The 21,241-nt window shown below is 58.3% G+C and carries 11 protein-coding genes; 1 reads left to right on the forward strand and 10 read right to left on the reverse strand.

Annotated features, from left to right (window positions below; all coding sequences use genetic code 11):
- Window positions 1-39: 39 nt before the first annotated feature.
- Window positions 40-423: a low molecular weight phosphatase family protein gene (locus tag JRZ79_RS23965; RefSeq protein ID WP_231546374.1), complete on the reverse strand. Its 384-nt coding sequence runs from the start codon at window positions 421-423 to the stop codon at window positions 40-42.
- A gap of 228 nt (window positions 424-651) precedes the next feature.
- Between JRZ79_RS23965 and JRZ79_RS23970 the strand changes: the two genes are divergently transcribed.
- Complete coding sequence (locus JRZ79_RS23970; protein ID WP_205252844.1) at window positions 652-1,086, forward strand: low molecular weight phosphatase family protein; 435 nt, start codon at window positions 652-654, stop codon at window positions 1,084-1,086.
- Between the two features lie 211 nt (window positions 1,087-1,297).
- On the opposite strand, the gene JRZ79_RS23975 is transcribed toward JRZ79_RS23970, so the two are convergent.
- The 9 genes from JRZ79_RS23975 to pglX all read right to left on the reverse strand — a co-directional run bounded on the left by JRZ79_RS23975 (window position 1,298) and on the right by pglX (window position 21,189).
- Window positions 1,298-1,699, reverse strand: coding sequence for a hypothetical protein (locus tag JRZ79_RS23975; RefSeq protein ID WP_205252845.1), 402 nt, complete (start codon window positions 1,697-1,699; stop codon window positions 1,298-1,300).
- Window positions 1,692-2,525 (reverse strand): ParA family protein, encoded by an 834-nt coding sequence (locus JRZ79_RS23980; protein WP_231546375.1) that lies wholly within the window; start codon window positions 2,523-2,525, stop codon window positions 1,692-1,694. Before JRZ79_RS23980 ends, JRZ79_RS23975 begins: the two co-directional genes overlap by 8 nt.
- A 241-nt stretch (window positions 2,526-2,766) precedes the next feature.
- Window positions 2,767-6,405 (reverse strand): UvrD-helicase domain-containing protein, encoded by a 3,639-nt coding sequence (locus JRZ79_RS23985; protein ID WP_205252846.1) that lies wholly within the window; start codon window positions 6,403-6,405, stop codon window positions 2,767-2,769.
- On the reverse strand, window positions 6,398-9,454 hold the full coding sequence (locus JRZ79_RS23990) for a PD-(D/E)XK nuclease family protein (RefSeq protein ID WP_205252847.1): 3,057 nt from the start codon (window positions 9,452-9,454) through the stop codon (window positions 6,398-6,400). Before JRZ79_RS23990 ends, JRZ79_RS23985 begins: the two co-directional genes overlap by 8 nt.
- Before the next feature lie 320 nt (window positions 9,455-9,774).
- Window positions 9,775-12,693, reverse strand: coding sequence for a helicase-related protein (locus JRZ79_RS23995; RefSeq protein ID WP_205252848.1), 2,919 nt, complete (start codon window positions 12,691-12,693; stop codon window positions 9,775-9,777).
- A gap of 109 nt (window positions 12,694-12,802) precedes the next feature.
- Window positions 12,803-14,338: a hypothetical protein gene (locus JRZ79_RS24000; RefSeq protein WP_205252849.1), complete on the reverse strand. Its 1,536-nt coding sequence runs from the start codon at window positions 14,336-14,338 to the stop codon at window positions 12,803-12,805.
- Between the two features lie 9 nt (window positions 14,339-14,347).
- Window positions 14,348-16,543 carry a BREX-5 system phosphatase PglZ gene (gene pglZ / locus JRZ79_RS24005; protein WP_205252850.1) on the reverse strand — a complete coding sequence of 732 codons (2,196 nt, stop codon included), beginning with the start codon at window positions 16,541-16,543 and terminating at the stop codon, window positions 14,348-14,350.
- Window positions 16,544-16,545: 2 nt separating this feature from the next.
- Window positions 16,546-16,977 carry a hypothetical protein gene (locus JRZ79_RS24010; RefSeq protein WP_205252851.1) on the reverse strand — a complete coding sequence of 144 codons (432 nt, stop codon included), beginning with the start codon at window positions 16,975-16,977 and terminating at the stop codon, window positions 16,546-16,548.
- 9 nt (window positions 16,978-16,986) lie between these two features.
- Window positions 16,987-21,189, reverse strand: coding sequence for a BREX-5 system adenine-specific DNA-methyltransferase PglX (pglX, locus tag JRZ79_RS24015; RefSeq protein ID WP_205252852.1), 4,203 nt, complete (start codon window positions 21,187-21,189; stop codon window positions 16,987-16,989).
- Window positions 21,190-21,241: the final 52 nt, after the last annotated feature.

Genomic DNA, 21,241 nt, shown 5'->3' on the forward strand with positions numbered 1-21,241 from the left:
GGTCATAGGGGCCGTTCCGGCTGACGACCCTGCCAATCGTCACTCCGCGGACGGAGTTTGCGACAGGAGTTCGTCGAACAGCGAGACGATACGTTCTTCGATCTCGTCACGAATCTCACGAACCTGCTCGATCGGACGCTCGTGGGGATCGTCGAGCCCCCAATCGCGATTCTCGCCGTTCCACGTCGCCGGGCACACGTCCGATGCCGAACACCCCATCGTGACGACGAGATCGACCGCCTGTAGCTCGTCTGGCGTCACCTCTCGCGGCGTTCGGTCGCTGAGATCGATGTCTCGCTCTCTCATTGCTTCGACGACAATCTCGTGGACGTGATCTGCGGGCTGTGTGCCACCGGTAACGATCGTAATTTGATCGCCCACACTGCGACGGTCACGCTCGCGCTCAGCGAACGCCGCCGCCATTTGGCTCCGTCCTGCGTTTTGGACACAAACGAACGCGATCTGGTGGTCCGTCCGCTCATCGGATTCAGTCACACCTCCACAAGCGAGAGGGATCGGTATAGCTGTTACTTCAGGTACAACGGCTCTTGATGGGCTGTCTGAGAAGTACTCTCAGACCCGTGTCGACCTATTGAGACGTACATACATCACATATAAGGTCTCAAGTCGACAGCATCTATTCTGGTGTTTATGAGTGATGATTTGCCGGTTACTCTAGGATTCGTTTGTGTACAGAATGCTGGTCGCAGTCAGATGGCGACAGCGTTTGCCGAACGCGAGCGTGACCGTCGTGGACTTGAAGACAGTGTTGAGATCATTACCGGTGGTACTCACCCCGCCGACAGCGTCCACGACGAAGTCGTGACGGTCATGCAAGACCACGAGATCGATCTCTCGGATCGAGTCCCCCGAGAAGTCTCAACGACTGAGCTCGAATCATGTGACGTCGTCGCCACAATGGGCTGTTCGACACTCGAACTCGATGCTGAAGAGATAGATGTTCGCGACTGGGCGCTAACAGATCCTGATGGCCAAGATCTCGATCAGGTCCGTGTGATTCGAAACAATATCGAACAACGGGTTACAGACTTGTTCGACGAAGTTCACGCGAACAGTTCACTGTGAATCAAGGGTCTGCTGATGCGGTACTCGAATGACAGATCGTTATTGATTTAGCGGGGTTTTAATCAGAGATTTTGCGAGAAAAAAGCCCGCATGAGATCCATCCTCCGAAGTTATGGGCTCCAACTGAGTCCACCGTATAGAGGCGGAATCAGACTATTCTGAGGTTGCTGTTGGGATATTGTAGAATAGTTTTCTATTTCGGAATAGTACGCTATTCAGCCGATTCTGAAGAAGCAGATTCGCGAGCTTGTTCGAATCGTTCGGCCACTTCGTCTACGAGATCTTCCTCCACGACGGTTCGGAGAAGAGCATCAGTCATTTCCCGAACGACGATGTTCTGGTAGCCCTGCTGGTTGAGCTCGCGTTCTAGTTCATACTTCAGCCAGGAATCGAAGTCCTCGATCGTAGCCTCCCGAGCGTAGAAAGGCCGCTGTTTAGCGGCCTCATAGCTGAACGCTGAATCGGTCATCGGGTTTTGTCGTTCGACGGGTTCCTGAGAGGGCGTCTCCTCGTCGCCTCCCGATTCAGACGCGTCATCCGTATCCTGGGGTTCGTCGTCCGGTTCATCTTCGAGTGTCTCCCCGAGGTCGGCAAACGGATCGTCGTCAGACATGGCGGACCACCTCACCTGCCTCGACGATGTGCGCCAACTCGTCGAAACACTGCAACTGGTCACAGTCAGGGTCGTAGTCCAGCAGGGGTTTGCGCTCGCCATAGGCCTTCGTGATGCTGGTTCGGTCCCGGATGCCCGGTGAGGGTTTGAGATCGCCGGCGTCGACAGCCTCCCAGTCCGTGATTCTCGCGAAATTCGGGATGCGGTCCTGAAGGTTATCGTGCGAGTTGAGACGTTCGAGGAGCTGTCGATCTTGAGTCTGCTGGTCGATACGGCCGCTCAACATGTTCGGAACCAGTGACAGAACGTCGACGTCCATATGCTGCCGAAGCGGTGAGATCTGTCGCTCGATGGTTCGCTCCAAGCCGGCCATCGCCTCGTTCCCCGGGGCGAGCGGAAGCACGAGATTCGCTGTCGCGACGAGCGCGTTGTCCGTGAGTCGGGACCGGTACGCCGGCGAATCCGTGACGATATAGTCGTACGTATCACCGAGGAGTGGGTCGACGACTTCCCGTTTGAGCAGCGCAGAGGGTTGGAACACGTCGCCCACGACGATCTCCCGCTCGACCTGTTCTAAATCCTCGCTGGACGGGAGAATATCGAACTCGTAGCTGGTATCGTAGACAACAGAAGTCGGGTCAGCATCGTCGAAGAAGACGTCGCCGATTGTTTCCTCGGTGTTGTGATACTGGTCGTCAAACCCCAGCCCAACGGACGCGTGACCGTTCGGGTCAAGATCGATGAGGAGGACATCGTGTTCGTGTGCGGCCAGTTGTCGGGCGAGGTTGACCGCAATCGTCGATTTGCCGACGCCTCCCTTCAGCATACACACCGAAACAGCCCGAGAGTTCCCATCGGTCTGTACCGAATCATATGGGCTATTTGGGCTATTCGTTCTATCTATGCTATTCTTGCTATCTGAGCCACTCATACTATTCAGCAGTATCAACCCCTCTCAACTTAACTCTGTGGTGAATAGTCCGAATAGTATTCTATTCCAAAGCTACACGCTATTCCAGAATAGTTCACTACTCTAGAATAGTTAGGATAGAATCAGTAAATGTGGCTCAGGAGACGAGCTCCAACATAGAGCGAAGTTCAGATTCGATATCAGTCAGTTCACTCCGTTGCCACTCAAACCGTTCTTCCACCCCAACATCGGTAAACCGGAGTGAAGCACGAACCTGCCGGGCGGGATCGTGCTGGAAGAGCGCGAGAGCGTAGGCAAGCATTTGCGGCCGATAGTGGTCAGCGAGGGTATCAGTCGTCGTCGACGAAAGATCGTTCGTCTTGTAGTCGATGATATGATACGCATCAGGAGTGACCAGAAGACGGTCAATATCACCCACTATGCGGGAATCATCAAGACGAGCGACAACTGAGTACTCGTCATAGGTCGCTTCGAGTGGGAGGTCCGCCTCAGTTTCATCGACGAACTGGATCGCATCCTGGGCATGGCTCACGGCCGCTTGGAGATCGTCATCCGTCGGTTCCTCGCTCCCCATACGACTTAATTGACGAATAAACGAGGGCCACTCTTCTCGTGGGGGACGGAGCTCATTGAGCCGATGGACAACAGTTCCAAAGGTGGTGGGACTCAATCCGACTGTCCCATCCCCCGACGTGTAGCTGTGTCCGTCTTCGGAGGCATCCGCAACAGCACTGACGAGGGTCGTCGCGGCAACGCGAACGGCAGCCTGACGTTCCGGCGGGGAAGGGACAGTAATCGCAGGGTCTAACTCTTCAGTCGGAGCCTCAGATTGCCATTCAACCGGCCGAAATGGCGCCTGAATGGTGTATGGGGCATCACCAATTCGAGCGTCGGTAGCCCCATCGTGGAAAGCCTCAGCGACTAGCTCATGGTCGTCAAACAGAATGGGCTGGAGCCAATCCCGCCATCGACTGGCGTCGTCGAAATCATCTGGCTCACCGAGTTCGATGTGGCCAGACTCATCGATATCGATGTCGTGTGTTCCACACAGCAGCAGGTGGTCCCGAGTTCGGGTACAGGCCACGTAGAGCAGTCGTTTGGATTCCGCACGCTCTTGCGGGAGCATGCGGCGATTGGCATATTCGTGGACTGCAGTCTTCTCGATTGAGAACGCATCGTTGGGGTGGGGACCACCCACTGCAGGAATTGGTGGGGCATCAGTTGTCCCCCCGACGAGGCGGACATAGCCGTGGTCATCGACGGATCGCCCGAAATTGAGGTCACTTCCGAGATCGGGTATAGTGACGATTGGGAACTCGAGTCCCTTCGCGGAATGGATCGTCATAATCCGGACGCCCTCGGCGTCACCCGGAATATCTGCCTCCCCCTCACGAGGGTCGATCTCGGCTTGGCGGTCGATACGGTGGAGCAACCCGGCAGCTGTGTGAACACCATTCTCGCTCCAAGTACGGACCTGGTCGCGGAACTTCTCGACGTTCGCGACGGCCTGTCGACCGCGTTCATCTGCACTCACACTTGCCAGATACCCGGTGTCGTCGATCACCCGGGACAGCAAGCGGTTCCACGGGAGGACGCCATCTTCGGACGGCGTCGCACAGCCGCTGAGGGTCCGCCACGTCGTGAGGAGGTCGAACGCGTCCGCGAGCTGTGGATCGTCCGTCTCGGCGAGCGCGCCCCACACTGAATCAGCCTCTGCGACCGCCGGTGCGAGGCGATCATCCGCGAATCCGAACAGCGGCGAACGAAGCACCCCGTAGAGGGAGACGTCGTCCTGTGGATCACCGAGTACTCGAAGCAGGTTCGTGAGCGCCTGGACCTCAGGCGTATCGTAGAATCCGACGCCACCGACGACAGTGTAGGGGATGTCGTACTCCTCAAGGGCGCGCTGATACCGATCCAGATGAGTTCGCCGGCGCAGGAGGATAGCCGTGTCGTCGGGAGTAGCGTCACGATGGACACCTGTATCGGGGTCTTGGACTCTCGGCGGATCGTCGAACAGGTGGGTCAGTCGAGCAGCGAGCGCTTGCGCCTCGGCCTCGATAGTGTGGTCCAGCGCACCTTCGGCGACCGGATGGTCGTCGCCGAAGAGCTCCGCTGCCGTATCGGCGTCGTCGGGCACAGCGAGATACTCAACGCTCCCGGTCAGACCCTCGATGTCCTCGACACGGTCGCGCTGCGTACTCAGTCCCTGAGGTGGCGCTTCGTAGGGTTCGTGGGTGTCACCTTCTGGTTGGAACAGGTACTCGAAGAGCTCGTTCAGGAACGACAACGGCTCGTCCAGCGTCCGGAAATTCCCGGAGAGTTCGAGGGCGGTCGGACTCTCGCCGTCGCTGTCGGGAACGTCGTCAACCCCACGAGCCTCGTTGACTGTCTGGAGTTCTCTGCGCGCATCCCCGAACGTCGTCACGTCGGCCCCACGGAATCCGTAGATGCTCTGTTTCTCGTCGCCGACCAGGAAGACGTTCGACGCCGCTTGCTCGTCAACGCCCGTGAGGAGCTTGACCAAATCCCACTGACGCGGGTCCGTGTCCTGAAACTCGTCGACCATCACGGCCGCAAACTGCTCTCGAAGCCGCTCCGTGACGGCATCGTTGGCTCGCAGGAACTCAAGGGTCGTCTCGATCACGTCGGGAAAGTCGAGCGTATCGCGGCGCTCCTTCTCGTCGGTGTAGGTTGCGAGGACGTCGTCGAAGACCCGCATCAGAGCCAACGCGTAGTGAGCGCTATTCGCTTCCAGTTCCCCCGGCGTCGTCTCGACCGCATCCGCGTGCGGTTCGACGGCCGCGATGACCGCGTCGATGGCGTCCTTCAGGTCGTCATAGACGTCACCGTACTCACCCCAATCGTCCCAGTCACCGACGACGTACCCCGAACTGCTGTACAGGCCGCCGTTCTTCTTCTCACAGACCTCGTACAGCTCGAGAATTGCCCGCTGACAGTCGCGAGGATCGCTTTCCTCGGGGTCGTCCGAGAGTGTCGTCGCGACCTCAGAGAAGGTCCGGTAGGCCCGAAGACCGTCTTCGTCGGCGATAGCGCCCTCGCGGTCGACACGGTCCGCAACCGTACGTAGCTGGCCAAGGAGTCCGTCCGCATACAGCGTCTGTCGGGCGTCGGCGACGTCGAGATCACAAACGACCTCCCAGCAGATATCGACGTAGTCGTCGACCTCCGCATCACGCCACTCCTCGAGGACCGCCTCGCTCTGTGGGCGCTCATCGAGTAGTCCAGTGAGTACATCGACCAGCTGGTCGCGACCCCAAAGCTGAGCGAGGAGCGCGACGTCATCATCGTCCTGGTTGCGTTCGAGAAACTCCGTCACGACTTCGCGTTGGAGTGTCGCAGCGCCGTCTTCATCGAGTACGTCGAAGCCGAGCGGGACCGGAGCCTCGACGGCCCGTTCTCGCAGGAGCCGGGTACAGAACGCGTGAATGGTGTGGACATAGCCGTCCTCCAGATCGTCGAGGACGTTTCGCCAGCGGTGGTAGGCCTCTGGTGAGTCAACAGCCTCGAGCCGGTCGTACACCTCCTCTCGAACGCGCTCGGTCAGTTCGGCAGCAGCCTTTCGCGTGAAGGTGATCGTGACGATGTTCTCCGGCGTGAGCGACGGGTTGTCGGCCAGTATCGTCACGTACCGCTCGGTGAGCGTGGTCGTCTTCCCCGTCCCGGCGCCGGCAGTGATCGCGACGTTCCGGCCCTGGACGAGCGCGTCCTCCTGTTCATCTGTGAGCTGAATCTCCTCGGGGCCCTCAGTCATCGCTCATCACCGCCTCGATGTCCTCGTCGTCGCGAACACGGAGCGGAACATACGCTGTATCGTCCTCGTGCACCTCGTCGACAAACTCCCGCTTGCGGTGATGGCGGACATCGCACGCCCGACGGTAGTCACAGTATCGGCAGTTCGCTCCGCGGGCGGACAGAAGCGTCGTGTGGAACCGTCCGTTGCCGATCGCCTCGTCGATCTGGCCCAACCACTCCGGAACGACATCGTTCAGGAACCGGCGGAGTTCGACCTCTGAATCGAACTTCGATTCGACGCCGCGTGGAACCTTGAGGTCGTTTGGCGGTCGCACCTGATAGTATGTCGCCGAGAGCGAGCCCTGTTCGAACAGATCACCGTCGACGACCTCGGCGGCAGCAAGCAGATAGATGGGAAGCTGGAACTTCGTGCCGCCGGTCGTCTTCGTCATATACGGTGCCCGTCCAGTCTTGTAGTCGTAAAGCGTGAGCGTCGGTTGTTCGCCATCCCGACCCACGTCAACGCGGTCTATGTATCCCCGAATCGAGACAGTCGAGCCGTCCGGTCGCTCAACCGTGAACGGCCCAGCATCCGAGTCGGGCAGCCCCTCACCGAACGGAGCCTCGAACAGGTGTGGGCGGGCGGCGCCGTCACGCGCGAGTTCGTTGTCAAGGAAGGTAGCGAACAATCCCTGTTCCGGTGCGTCGTGGGGTTTGCTCCCGGCCTCGTACGGAGCGCTCTCGCCCTCACCCAGGCCCGCGAACAGCTCCGCCTTCCACCGTTCGTAGAACAGGCCGTCGTACTCGAAGTCAGCATCCCGGAGTTCATCAACGGCAATCTCGCGAAGGTGCGTCGCCAGAGCGTCCCGGTTAAAGTCCGTGAGATCGACACCACCCTCGGTCTCGTCCTGCAAATCCGCGAAACACCGTTCGAGAACATCGTGAACGTACGACCCGGTTTCGAGGGGCGTGGGGACGACCTCAACGTCGTCGGGGTCCTCGATTCCGAGCACTTTCTCGCCGTAGAACTTGAACCCACACTCGACGTATCGCTCGATCCGACTCGCGCTGTAGGGTTCTCGTTCCGACGGAGGATAGACCTCAGCGACGGTCTCGGGTTCTAACACGCCATCGTGTTCGGAGAGGCCAGCCGTTCCCATGTTGTCCGCACAGTGGAGTCCCCGATCTGTGCGCTTGGTCTGCTCAGGGGAGAAATCACCTCGGTCGCCGGCGAGGCTTACTGCCGCACGCCGGTCGGCCGTTGCAGCGACGTGGCGCTGGAGATCTTCGCGAGAGCCCACGCGGTCGTCGACGCCGTCTTCGGGTTCGATGCCGGTCACGCGCTGGAGTTCGTCGAGGACCGGCGACCGGACGACGGCGGACTCGTCGTCGCCCGTCTCTGGTGTGGTGATCGTAAGTTCGTCGACATTCGCGAGCAGCGTCGCGAAGAGATAGCGGCCACGGAGTCGTTCGTCGCCGGTGTCGAATCGCGGATGGGCGTCGGTCATCTCCTCGAAGAAGGCCGGGCGTTCCGGCGTCACCGGGAAGTGCTCGCTCGTCAGTCCCACGAGAAACACCTTCTCGAACGAGCGCATCCGGGCGTCGAGCAACCCCATCACTTCGACGTGACCGCCAGCAGCGCGCTGCGGAACCCGGATCGGAACACCATCGAACGCACGGGTGAACAGTGCCAACGGGGAGAGATCGCTATTGACCGCCGCCAGCGACTCGAACGAGGAGAGGACCTCGTCTACGAGGTCGTAGGCTCGCTGTTCGACGGCTTGCTCGGCGCCGCTGGCGTAGTCCTCCGTCGCCCCCTCCAGGTCGAACCGTTCGTCCAACAGTCGTCGGAGCGTCTCGGTTGCGCCCTCGACGTCGCCTGTTCGGAGCGTCTCTAGCGTTGCCAGTAGGTTCTCGATCAGTTCCGCCGCCTCGTCGTCGACGTCATCGAGCAGGGATAACACAGAAACCGTGTCGCGCCGGCGAGCAGCTGCCGTGACAGCGTTGGCCTGGTCGGTGTCAACGACGTCGACCAATGGATTTGCGAACAGGGACGTGAGGTCCTCAGCACGGGGGTTGGGTTCGGCGAGGTTCAGGAGGTCGTGTACAACGCTCCCGGTAAACGTCCGGTTCAGCTGTGAGGCGGCGGTCGTGACGTGCGGGATGTCGAACGTATCGAACGTGTCCTCGACGTACCCCGAATAGGCCTCGGTCCCCGGGACGACGACAGCCAGATCGTCGGGATCGCGACCATTGGCCAACTCAGTCCGGAGCTCGCGAGCGACGAAGCGAATCTCGCGCTCGGGCGTCGGGAGTTCACGCCATCGCAGAGCGTCTGGAGAAGGGACGGTGTCGGGGTCCGGACGATAGAGCGCTTCAGTGATCGTTCCGAAGGCCTGCCCTGACTCGTCGACGGGCTCGAGTTCTACTGTCTCAAAGTCAAGTGCGTCGTAGACCTCCAAGGCGTCCTCTGCAACGGCGTCGACGCCGCTCCGACCATCCTGATGGAGCGGCAGCAGTGCAATCATCGGAAGTTCGTCGACGAGGCGTTCGATGAGGCGGCGTTCGACGGGGCGGAACTCGTGATACCCGGAGAGGACGACGATATCCAGTTCCGGGGAGAGTGTTGAGAGTGACTTCTCTGTCGTCGCGACTGCGTCGAACATTTCTCCCCGGGTACAGACCCACTCGTCGACGTAGTCAGCGTGGAGATTCCGGTAGTGTCGGTACGCGTCGACAGTGGCTGTCGCGATACGGTCATCGAGAGCGGAGCCCTCGAACTCCGCTGCCAATGCGTCGGGGGTCCCGACGCCGGCGTCGTCGAAGAGTGAGAAACGGCTGCTGAACGAATCCGCGAGAGCAGCCGAGGCGGGTTCGCCGGCGAGAGCTCCATCTGTTTCGGCTGTCGGTCTGTCGAGTGCGTACTCCGCCAGCCTGCGGTTCAGCTGCCCGGAGAGGGGTTGAACCGGACCGTGGAGATGCTCGTACCACTCCCGAACGACTGCGTCGAGCGTCTCGGCACGAAGACGGAGGGGTTCGTGGGACGCGGCCCAGCGGTCCTCAACCATACTCCGGCGAGCGTCGTTCCGCGTTATGTAGAGAATTGAACCAAGAAGGTCATCAGCCACCTGGTCCGCCCGTTCAAAAGCAGCTTGTTCCAGATGTGAATGTTGGGAACCAGTTAGAAGCGTGTTATTCATCGAATACTACTCAACAAGAGTTCCATCTCACTTCACTCTTGGCGAGACAGTTTCGTCAGTAAATGGAGTACCGAAGTGGCTCCATACGCGTGTCAAGCCTGAACTACCAGAATTAAATTGGATACGCTGTACTACAGGAATCTACCCATTCACGTTTGAATCGGCACTAGCTAAAGCGCCATACATACTCATAAAGGGAAAGTCAAACAGTAGTTCTCAACCTCGGGCGCCAGTGAGATGACCTGTTCTCGACGTTCTAATTCAGAGCGACGCGTCTCGATTCGCTCTTCGAGCTGTTCGAGACGCTCCTGTTGGCCACGGATGGCGATGTCCATATCCGAGCCGGCGTCGGATTTGCGCTCGTACTCCTCGATGAAGGACTCGATCCGTTCTCGCTCCGCCTGTGCATATTCCTCGAGATTGTCCAGCTCCCGAGCGGTCTCCTCATGACGCTTCTCCTGAAGATGCTTCTTGATCTCATTGATCCGTACGCTCACATACCGGTCGGCAGCCGTCCGTAAATTGGATTGAGCGTCGAGAACTGTCCGAAGGTCGTCGATGTCGGGCTTTGCTGCTACGGAGTCACCCTCAACGACACGTTCACCAAGCGCCTGCTGAGCGTCTCCCTGCGCAGCATCCACGAAAACGGGGATGGTCTCCTCGCGAATCACGTCGTCAGTGCCGTCCTCAAACGCCACGCGATAGTTGTAGGTGATCCCCGGTGTGTCGACGAACGGAAGCAGTTTGAGTCCGACTTCACCGCGCTCGTCGTCCAACACGCGTGCCATGAGTCGTTGCAGGACGTCCGTATCGGGAGCGAGGTAGGTGATGTCCTCGTGATCCATCGCGAAGTCGCGATCGAATGTGAACGGGCCGAACGTCGCGTCTTGGCCGGGCGAATTGATACCGTCCGGTAACTCGGCTTGATAGAGGTTGGTGCCGCGCTTCTCGAATTCGCCTCCGAAGGCTTCGACTGCTCGCTCGAAGAACTCGCGAATGTCGCCCTCGCTCCCGTAGACATCCTCTGACTCGTCGACGACCTCCTGAATCTGCCGGCGACTCTCCGCGTCGAACGTGCTCGTATCGACGAGGCTCCGCTCGTACCACTCCTCGAGCGTCCGCTGACGCTCTTCGATCATCTCCTCGAGTTCCTCTTTGGTCGCACTCGGCGGTTCGTCGTTCTCGATGGACTCCATGATGAGTGAGTCCACGTCGATGTCGTCAAGGATGCCGAGCACGTCCGCCGTGTTTCCGAGCTGGGAGCGAATCTCCTCGACCTTGGTTTGGAGCATCTCGAAAATCTCGCTCTCGCGAGTGTCGTCGAAGAGAAAATTCCAGACCTTGACCTCCTCCTCCTGTCCGTAGCGATGGATGCGACCGATCCGCTGCTCGAGCCGGTTCGGGTTCCACGGAAGCTCGTAGTTGGCCATGATGTGGCAGCTGTGCTGGAGGTCGATCCCCTCACTCGCGGCATCGGTCGCGAACAGGAGTCGCGACTGGCCGTGGTTGAACTCGTCTTCGATCCGTGCCCGCTCTTCCTTGTCCACGTCGCCGTGAATCACGAGAATCTCGTCCGCCCACGGCTCGTCCTGCACGTACTCGAGGAGGTAGTCGAGTGTATCCCGGTACTCCGTGAACAACAGGAGTTTCTCGTCCGGTTGTTCCTCGAGGAGTTGGGAGATGAACCGTCTGACCTTCTGGGCTTTAGAGTCGACCGGCAAATCCTCGGCCAGCGAGACGAGGTCACGGAGTGTATCGATCTCCTCTTGGAGCTGTTCGTCGGTACTGGTGACGGTCAGGCCGGCGATCTCGTCTTCCGCGTGTTGCTTGTCGTCTTCGTCCAAATCCTCGCCGTCGAGATAGGCCCGTGCTTCCTCGGAGAGCCCGTCCGTTTCCGCCTCCTCGCCGAGGAGGTCGTCCAGCCGTCGACGGAGCGTCGCGTGAATCGCGCCCACGCTGCTCACCAGCCGTTTCTGCATGAGCGCCATCGCGAACCCGACCGCGGGTTCGTTCAGCTTTTCCGAGCGGTTGTAGACGTTTTTGACATAGTCGGTGACTGCGCGGTAGAACTGCCGCTCGTCGTGCGTCATCGAGACCGATACCGAGTTGACCTCCCGGTCTGGGAAGACGCGTTCACCATCCTCGTCGTAGATGTCGGTCTTCCCACGACGGATCATAACGCGGTCGACTGTCTCCTGTGAGAGTTCTCGGTTCTCGGCGACGAGGAACGGGTCGATGTACTCGACAAGCGAGCGGAACGCCTCACCTTTGCCGTCGTGGGGCGTCGCGCTGAGCAGCAGCAGCGAGTCGGAGTTCCCCGTGACGGTATCGACCATGTTTGCCGTCTTGCTTGGCGACTCACCCCGCTTTGCGGTCTTGTGTGCCTCGTCGACCACGACGACGTCCCAGAACGCGTCCCGAAGTGCGGGCCGGAACTCGTCTTGCCGCAGGAACGCCATGCTGGTGACGAGCTGTTGCTGGTCTTGGTTCCAGATGTTGGCCTCCTCGCCGAGCCGTCGGCGCTCACCTTCGACCCACGCCCGGTCTGCAACGGTGAGATCGACGTCGAAGAAGCGATCCATATCTCGAATCCACTTCTTCTGCAGGTGCGCGGGAACAACGAACAGGACGCGGTCGGCGCGATTCCGAGCAGCGAGTTCCTTGAGGATGAGCCCGGCCTCTATCGTTTTCCCGAGCCCGACGTCGTCGCCGATGAGCGCACGCTGCCGAAGCTTCTGCATCACCCAGTTCACGGCATCGAGCTGGTAGGGCTCCAGTCGAACGAGTGAGTTCGAGATGCTCAAGAGCTGCCCCTGCTCGTGGGCGAGTTTGAGTTTCGTCGCTTGCGTGTGGAGGTCGAACCACTGTGCCGAGACTGCATCGTGATCAGGATGAAGATCATCGATTCGCTGATTGGACAGCTCCTCGATCCCGGATCGATGCGGTTGAATCTCGACATCGTCGAGACAGACAGTTTTAGCGCCCTCGCCGTCAATGAATGCTCTTAGATACTCGATCTCTCCGACCGTTTGGGTTTTGATGACTTCGGCCGGCGCTCCGTTGAGAATCACCCGCTGCCCCGGAGAGAATTGAGTAGAGTCTGTCATCGAGAGACTCCTCGATTATCCTGTGATATGGTCTCTTGAGTGACATTCTCTACAAGAGTTTCTCTTTGCATAGATGTGAGAATAGTACATTCAACGCAGTGTTCCAATCTCATGGCCCCGGCGAATAAGACGCGTTGAGTGCCGCCTGATCCATATGTTGATTCACCTCGTCAATCGACAATCCGTGATTGATGTCGTGGTCTATGTATCTGAGTATAATCCTCGCAAAAACAACACGAGCTTCTTCAGCAAGAGATGAGGCGTTATAATTCTCGAGTTCACTGTTATTGACTTCATCAATTGCATCCTCGAGTGATCTATCTTGATGTACGATCTCTCCTCGAATCGCATAGAGGCCTGAAAGGAACTCTCGCGTTTTCTCACGGTTCCACGCCAATTGGTTTGAACCATCAAGGAGGAAACTCCCACGTAGCCCCAGCCGGAATGTGTAGGAAGACCCTTGAGTACCTCTTAGAAGAGTGCCCTCTAACGCGATCAAGCAATCGAGAATCGCATCTTCGTTCCTCCTCTTGTGGAACATCTCTTCAAACCTTACAAGGGGCTTGTCGTAATGGGTGTCTTGATCTGTAAAGTACGACGCATACTTGTCCCAAAATGTCTTGAAACCGTTTTGACCATTCTCAAGTACGAGTTCACCGTGACCCGCGTCACGCTCAACATACAATTCATCAACGATGTCCTCGGAAATGTCGCGGTATGACATCCAACTCGGAGACAGTATATACCCAGTTCCGAATCCGGGATCGCACCGTGGCTTGTAATGGTGGAAGGTTCTTTCGACTGTATCTACTAACTCTCTCACGAGATGGTCATGGATCATATATGAGAGGTTATCCACCGTTAACACAGAGACGGATTCAGCACGAAGTTCATCGGGATCTTCACCCCGATTCTCCAGAATGTACTCTCGGATATTCTGCCGTCTCCTTTCAATAGTTACTCGCAATACTTTCGAGTAAGAGTAGTCTTGAACGACTTCCGGAGTTTGAACGTTGTTTGATGCGTCGAAGGGTGCGTCAAATGTCGCTATCCCGTTCCATTCCGTATCAGAAATGTCTGTTACTGCTATGTCCGAGATGTGGTACGGGCCATCGAATTGACTATCGAACCGAAAACTTGTCCCTAGGGAGATGTCCGACCCTGCTCGAACACCTTTTAGCGGAACGAGTATCTCATACTCCACCCTATCGGCATAATCTGGTTCAAACTGGTTGTCATAAGCAGCCTCGAAAGCTGCATCAGTGAACTCAAAGCTGCCGGCATAATCCATAACGAGTCCTGTGAAATCTCTCAGACTATCCTCAATCCTTCCCGATAACTCGGCGTTGACAACATGTGCATCACCTTCGCCATCAATATCAACTTCTGGAACCATCTCAAAGTCAAGCTCATCAGCAATATATTGGGAGACAGAATCAAATTCGGAAGAATAGTGCTCTCCCGGATTTCGTCTTAGTGCAAGTGAAGGACGATCTACTTCCTTGGGTTCTCTGAATCTCAATCCAGACCCAGTCAGCGGATAGACTGTGTCAGAGGGTACTTCGTCTTCACCTTGTTCTATTGAGGAGATGTAGCTCCTACAAGCGGATTTGACGTCGTCGTGAACTTCGGATTTGAGGGTCATGAACTGAATTCACCCCTGCGTAACGCTGATGAAGTTAAGCACGAACTCCTGTGGGAGAAGTCCGCCGTGGTAGAATCGCGCGTCACCGAGCCCCTGCTTTCTGAACCGCTTGAGTGGGCTCGCAAGGACGCTGACGTTGGCGTCGAGGTACCCCAGTCGAGAGCTGGAGTCGAGTAGCACGCCGGGCGAATCCTCGTCCACATCCTCCCCGGCGATCCATCGGCGCCCGGAGTCGGACGCTTCCGCCGGGCGCGAGATCTTCTCCGGCGAGGCGTTGTCCGGGAGCAGGACGAACCCGTGGTCGGTCAGCACGTAGGCCTGATCCCACTCGCCCTGTTTGAGTTTCGTGCCGATGAACTCCGCGAGCGAGTCGACGCGTCGGGCCAGCATCGCCTCGAGGTCGCTGAGTTCCTTCTCGCCGATGTCGTCGATGTCGTTCTTGAAGTAGGCAACACGCGTCGACTGCCAGCCGTCGTCCTCCTCCTCGCGAGTGACCGTCCAGCCGTCGCTGCCCAACAGGGACTCGCGGCGGTTGGTCGTCACCCGACGGTTGTTTCGCAGCGGCTGTAACTCGCCATCGACCAGCGAGACGTCGAACATCTGGATTTCTCCCGGTGTGAGTGCAGCCTTCCCGAACTCGGTCTCCGAGGGAAGCGTTCCGAGCCAGACGTCTTCGTCGATGGCGAACTCGGGAGCATCGGACGGGAGCGTCGCCACGTAGTCACGCAACTCGTCCGCGAGGCGACGAGCGAGGTCAAGCCGAAGGGCGTCGATGACGAACAGCGCAATAGTCTGGCCGCTTTCGAGGCCGTCTGATTCCTTCGTGAAGAACTGGTAGGAGTGATCCTCGTCGACGAACGGAGCACCAGCTTCGACGGTATCGGTGACGAGGTCGCCGAGGTCTTCGAGGTACTCGACGTATTCCGACTGGAGCTGCGTCCGGAGGCCGTCGAGCGCAGCGGTCGCGGGATGGTCGTCGGGAAGGTCGGTCTCGGGCTCTCCCGCGACGACGAGGTTGAGCACCGCGTTGTCGATCTGCCATGTGCCGTCGTCCCGATCGGCGTACAGCGAGACGACGTCGTCGGTGGCGTTCTCGTCCCACGTTTCGAGCTGGTGCGCGAGGCGGGCGATCTCCGCCGCCTGTTCCCACGTCCGCGTCCACGGGCTGTCCGGGCCGTAGGCTCCGCGGTAGGTGCCGCGGAAGTCCTCGCTCCCGAGGAGAGCGTCGTGCCGCTCCTCAGCGCGCTCGAGACACATCTCGTAGTCGCCAGCATCGAACGACGCGTGCCACCCCTCCCAGAGGCGACGTTCGAGCGCGGCGTCGACGATACAGTCCGCGAGTTCCCACGGGTCGTCGACGTCCGCGACGACGTCGGGCCAGATCGCCTCGCCGAGATAGCGGTCGGCGAGGAGGCTGGCCGAGGTAGTGTTGTTTAGAAGCGACTTGAGCTCGGGGAGGTCGTGATCGCCGGCCGTCTCGGCGCGGAACTCCCTCGGGAAGCGTTCGGCGTCGGCGCCGGCGTGGATCAGCCACTCGGCGACGGCCCATCGACGCGTCGCCGCGACGATTCCCACCGGTTCGTCCTCGCTGGCGACGGCGTCGACGCCCTCGCTGGTCAGCAAGTCCTGCATCTGCTCGATGGTGTCGGGACTGTCGTCGATGTCTCCCCAGCCGTTCTCCAGCACGAACGCGACCGGATCGGTGTAGCCGCCGGTGACGATCTGCGTGCGGAGTTGCTCGAGCGTCGGGAGCTGGCCGCCGGTAAGCTGGTCGTGGAGGATCCGCGCGATCTCGCGGCGCTTTGTGGGGTCGTCAGCCTGCGTTGCGGTTTTGAGCTCCCACGCATCGAGTTGCCCGCGCTCGAACGCGTGGACGGTGAGGTCTTCAATGCTCATCTCCACCTCGCCGCCCGTGTGCTCGACGTCGCGGAACCAGTCGTAGTCACCCTCGGCGTCTTTGGGCTCCTTGACGTGTGGGACGTACCAGACCTGTTCGCCGTCGACTGGATCCGCACGGAGTTCCAGCGGCGTCTCCTCGGCGACCTTTAGGTGAACGCCGAGTTCGTTACAGGCCTGCTCAATGATGTCCTCAAGGTAGTTCCCGTCGTCCCACCAGAGAACGATCGGGTCGGACGACTCGGCTCGGTCGAACTCGCTTCGGATGGTGTCTTTCGCAGCGTCGGGGAGGGTCTGTTTAGCTTGCATAGTCAGTTGGTAAGGAGACCGTCGAGATACTCTTCTACCGGTGCGTTGGTGTAGTCAAGGTAGGCTGCTATCGAGATAGCGGAAATAACAACGAGCAACGTCGCCCCCATAGCGTAGGCATTCATGCGTGACTCTGGAACGTCCGAATTGAAAAATTGCATTGTAATGATGAGTGTAACCCACCCGATGCCAGCTACGATTAGCCAGTAACCAGTCAGCTTCTCCGCAAACCGCTCGGGGAAACCATACAACACGACTGGAATGCCGATGAAGAACATCGGGCCAAGAAATCCCCACATCACGACGGAGTTCCAACTCAGTACGCCGAGGTAACCGAAAAAGTACGAGATAGGGTAGGTGATCGGGAATAGCGATGCTCCGAAGAGCATCGAAAGAATCGCTTTCCCGATCGGAAATTCGACTTCGTTGCTCATCGTTCCCACTTACAGCACCTTGTTCTCGACGACCTCCGGGACGATGTCCTTCTCCGCGAGCGGCGTGATGTTGATCGCGACGCCATGCTTATGGACAGGCTGGTAGCCGGTAGTCGTCACCTCTGAGAGCGCACGCTCTTCCCAGTCGTTGGAGATGTCTGCAGCCACCTCGTCGCAACCGTCAGAGATCTCTTCGGCCAGTTGCGTGTACTCGTCAACGTCGGCTGCAAGTTCCGAGAGAAGCCGCTGACGTTCAGAGACACCGGTATCCCCAATTTGGGCCTGCCCAGCGTCCTCGAACTGGTCAAAGTAGTACGTCATGAACAGAATCCCGTTGCTCGCGTAGTGGGAGGAGCCGACGAGATCGTCGTAGTACTCAAAGAGGTCGTATAGATGTGCTTCGACGGGTTCGGAACCATCCTCGGCGTAGGCCTCGAAGGCAGCCTGCAGGTCGTTGAGGGCGTCGATCCACTCGTCCTTGTTCTCCTGTACAGTCTCGTAGAACGAGGGGCTGAACAGGTCTTCCATATCTACGTCCTCCAGATCGGCGAGCGTTTCGAGGGTGTCAAGCCGTGACGCTGTCCGCTCCCGGAACTCCCCGACGCGTTCGGCTGCCTCGGCGGCGCGCTCCTGATTCTCTTCGGGCCACTCGCGAGGGTTGGATTCGGCAAGTTCGCCCAGCTGTTCTTCAAACACGCTGAGCTGTTCGAGGCCGCTCTCGCACCGTTCGTACTCCTCGGCGGCGTCGGCGCGCTCGGAGGCCGAGAGCGATTCGTCGTTACGGCGACTGTTTGCCGCCGCCCTTCGTTCGCGGAGGTGCGTCCGTCGCGGCTCGAGGTACTGGTTCTGTAGGCGGTCGAAGATACTCGCGTCTAACTGGTGGTAGTCGACAAGGCAACCGAAGCCCTCGCCCTCTGGGTCGGAGACGAGTCTTTCGGTCGAGAAGCGCCAGAGGATCGGCGTCCGATCGAACTTCGAGACGTGGTACTCGAACAGATCTTCTTCGAGCCACGCGCGGAGGTTCGGATATGCCTCATCGCTCGCGCTCCGGTTTCCAAGCACCTCGTCGACCTCTGCGAGGCGGTCAGTTGCGTGTTCGCCCCAGACGCGTTCGAACTGTTCTTGGATATGTGTAAGGATCCCATCCTTTCCGTTGATGTCGGGAATAGGGATGATGCCGTCATCCGTATCGTTGATGGAACGAAGCGTAAAGTGAAGAAGGAGGTCTTTCACCTGTTCAGGGAAGTCATCAGACGGCTCCGTGATGGCCTCGGGATCGTAATCTTCCTGCTCGCGAGGATCGTCATTAGTTCGAAGGGCGATTTCTTGGAAGATTACCTTGCGTTGGTCGTCACTAATATCGAAGCAGTCGAAAACAACCTCATCCATCTCGTTCGCGTAGGATTGAAGATTCGCGTCTATTTGCTCCAGACGACGTGCCGCCTCTGTACCCAACTCTTCAAGTGAATCCGATGGCGCAGCGGCCTCTGTTATGTTGACATTTTCGAGTTCCTCACGAAGCTCTCGATGAGGATGGTCGTACTGTGGAAGCGAATCGCTACTATTCAGACCAGACAACAGGACAGGAGTGTCGTAATGCGGAGATGTGAAATCATGCTGACGTTCTGCTATTATATGACCAATCACTCTCTTCGCAGATCCTTCCAGTTCCTCCCTTGCTTCGAGGTTTTCATTCCACGGAACCTTCGATACATTACCGACCTCCCAATGCCGCTCCGGTGTCTGACACAGCATTAGATAAGTCATCAAGTGACTATTTGCATAGGATAGTGCCTTCCATGTGTCACTTTTAGGCACAAACACGTTACCAGCGTGGCCAAATACTGAGGACGGATGGAGGTATCCGAACCGCCTCCCGCTGGATTTCATGTACGTGTACGTGAGTGCTTCTTCAAAGTAGAATGATCTATTCCGAGGATAAGACCCAGAATATCGCTCGATTTCTGCACCATTGTCTCCCCATCCAAGACATCGGTCAACATTCGGGAGGAACCATGCATCTTCACCACCCTTAGCAAACGGAACCCAGTAGTCTGAGCTAGTCTCCCAAAAACGACGTGTAAATCTATCATCGTTACCGGTCTGAAGCCCAACCTTGACATTTCCCACACTCTGCCGTTCTACTCTCGCATTCTCTGCATCGAATACAGTATCCGACTCATAGATTTCACGGAGTCCTACTGGAACCCAATACGAAAGGGGGCTTTCGGGTATCAGTTCAAACTCGGATAGCTTTCGGCGGTATTCTCGAGGAACAGATTCTGCCGATAAATCGCTAAATGCTGCTCGGAGATACCCGTTCTCCTTGTCTTCAGCATCTAAGTCATGTAGTCGGTAGAATACACCCTTTGCATCATCTGGTATTTCGCTTCCGCTCCGGATGACACTACCTGCTGTTCTGACTGTAGCCTTGTCAAGAACATCGTTCCCGTATTCCGCCAGAAAGTCAAACGCACCGATCTCGCCAATTAGGTCTTCCCGGAAATTAGTGAAACTGCTTTTATACATGAACGACCTCTGAACAATCATCCCAATACGGCCAAATTCCTTTGAGAGATTGTTGCATACTTCGAAAAAGTTGACGTAGTATTCTGCCGTGTACGTGTAATGTTCCTCCACGTAATTGCGGACTTGTTTAGGCATCCGCCCGCTTGCGCCATAGGGCGGGTTCATTAGCGCCACATCGTACTCCTGCGTTAATACCACCAGCAAATTCAGGAAGCTCTTGAGGTTCTGTTCGCCGAACGAATCTGACGAACGCTCGTCGACTGCCTCACGGAGTGCCTTTAGGAATGAGTTCAGTGACTGGTGCGTCCCGTCGCCCCAGTCCGAGAGACCTGTCTGCCCGCTCTCGAACACATCCTCCAGTGTCCCACCCACGTCGAGCAGACTCCCAAGGGCTTCTGTGTGCTGGAATGTGTCGATGATCTCTCCCAGCGCCTCGCGCAGGTCAGTCCCTTCGCCGGTGATCTCGTCCAGCACTTCTGCACCTTCCTCGACTTCTGCCACGCGGGCATCCGCACATACGATGTCGACGTTGGGCATCTCGAACTGGCCGTCTTCCTCCTCGGCACGCGTCCGGGCCTTCAGATACAGATTGAACGCCGAGAGCTGACACGAACGCAGGTCGATGTCGACGCCATAGAGGTTGTGCTCCAGCACCTTCGCCGGTATCTCGGCGCGGTCGAGATCGGTCTCGGCCCACCAGATGCGCTCCAGCACGTCGAACGCGTACAAGAGGAAATGGCCGCTCCCGCAAGCGGGGTCGATGACCCTCAGCTCCGAGGGGTGGTCGAACTCAGGCGCGTCACCAGCCTCCTCATCCGGAATCAGGTACGTACAGAGTTCGGGAACGGACGGGCTGTCCTCCGGCGTGACTAAGCGTTCCTTGCGCTCTTCGGGGCTGAGCGCCTCCAACTCCGGTACCGCCGACTCCTGTCCTGTGGCTTCGAGATAGAGCTTGCCCAGAGAATTGTCGGTGAGCATCCGGACGACCCAGTGCGGCGTATAGAACTGGTTCGCCGGCCCCACGTCCTCCGGTTCGAGTTTGTTCTTCGCATCGAGCGCCTCGACAACGGGACGGTTGTAGTACTCGTACACCCAACCCAGAACGTCGTCGGCCCGCCAGACCTCGTCAGCAACCTGATCGAGCATCCCACAGAGGTCTTCGAATGTGTCGTCGTCAGGGTCGATTAGACTGTAGGCGGTCGAGCGGTCGAAGAGAATCTCGATCTCCTCAGCGAGGTCGTCACATGCGTTCCGATAGGCCTCGAGGACGGCCTCCTCCTCGAGCATGAACTCCTCCGTAACCAGCCGGTCGGCAGCCGGCGTGAGGCCGTCGTCGCGGAAGGCCGTGACCTCGTCGTCGATGAAGTCCCGAACCTCCATACAGCGGAGCGCTGCCAGCCGATTGACGATCGTGTAGCCGACGCCCGTGATGTACTGTTCGTGGGCTTCGTCCCAGTCGTGGCCATCAGCGGCTTCGAGTTCGATAGCCTCGACAAGGTCTTCCTGCTCTTCGCTCAGGGACGCGTCGTCGTCCGGTTTCTCGTCGAGGTCGTACTCGTCCTCAAGCTGGTAGCGAACGTTCGCCTCGACGCGGTCGCGCATCTCGGTGACGACATCCTCGAGATGCTCGCGCTCTTCCTTGTCGAGCTGGGCCTTGCGGGGTTGGGTAGATTGTCCGTCCATGCGAAACTCAGTGATGTTACAAGCAGAGTCATCAAGATGTCTTGAAGATTGT

This window comes from Halobacterium sp. BOL4-2, assembly GCF_016917835.2.
In the GTDB taxonomy this organism is placed as follows: domain Archaea; phylum Halobacteriota; class Halobacteria; order Halobacteriales; family Halobacteriaceae; genus Halobacterium; species Halobacterium salinarum.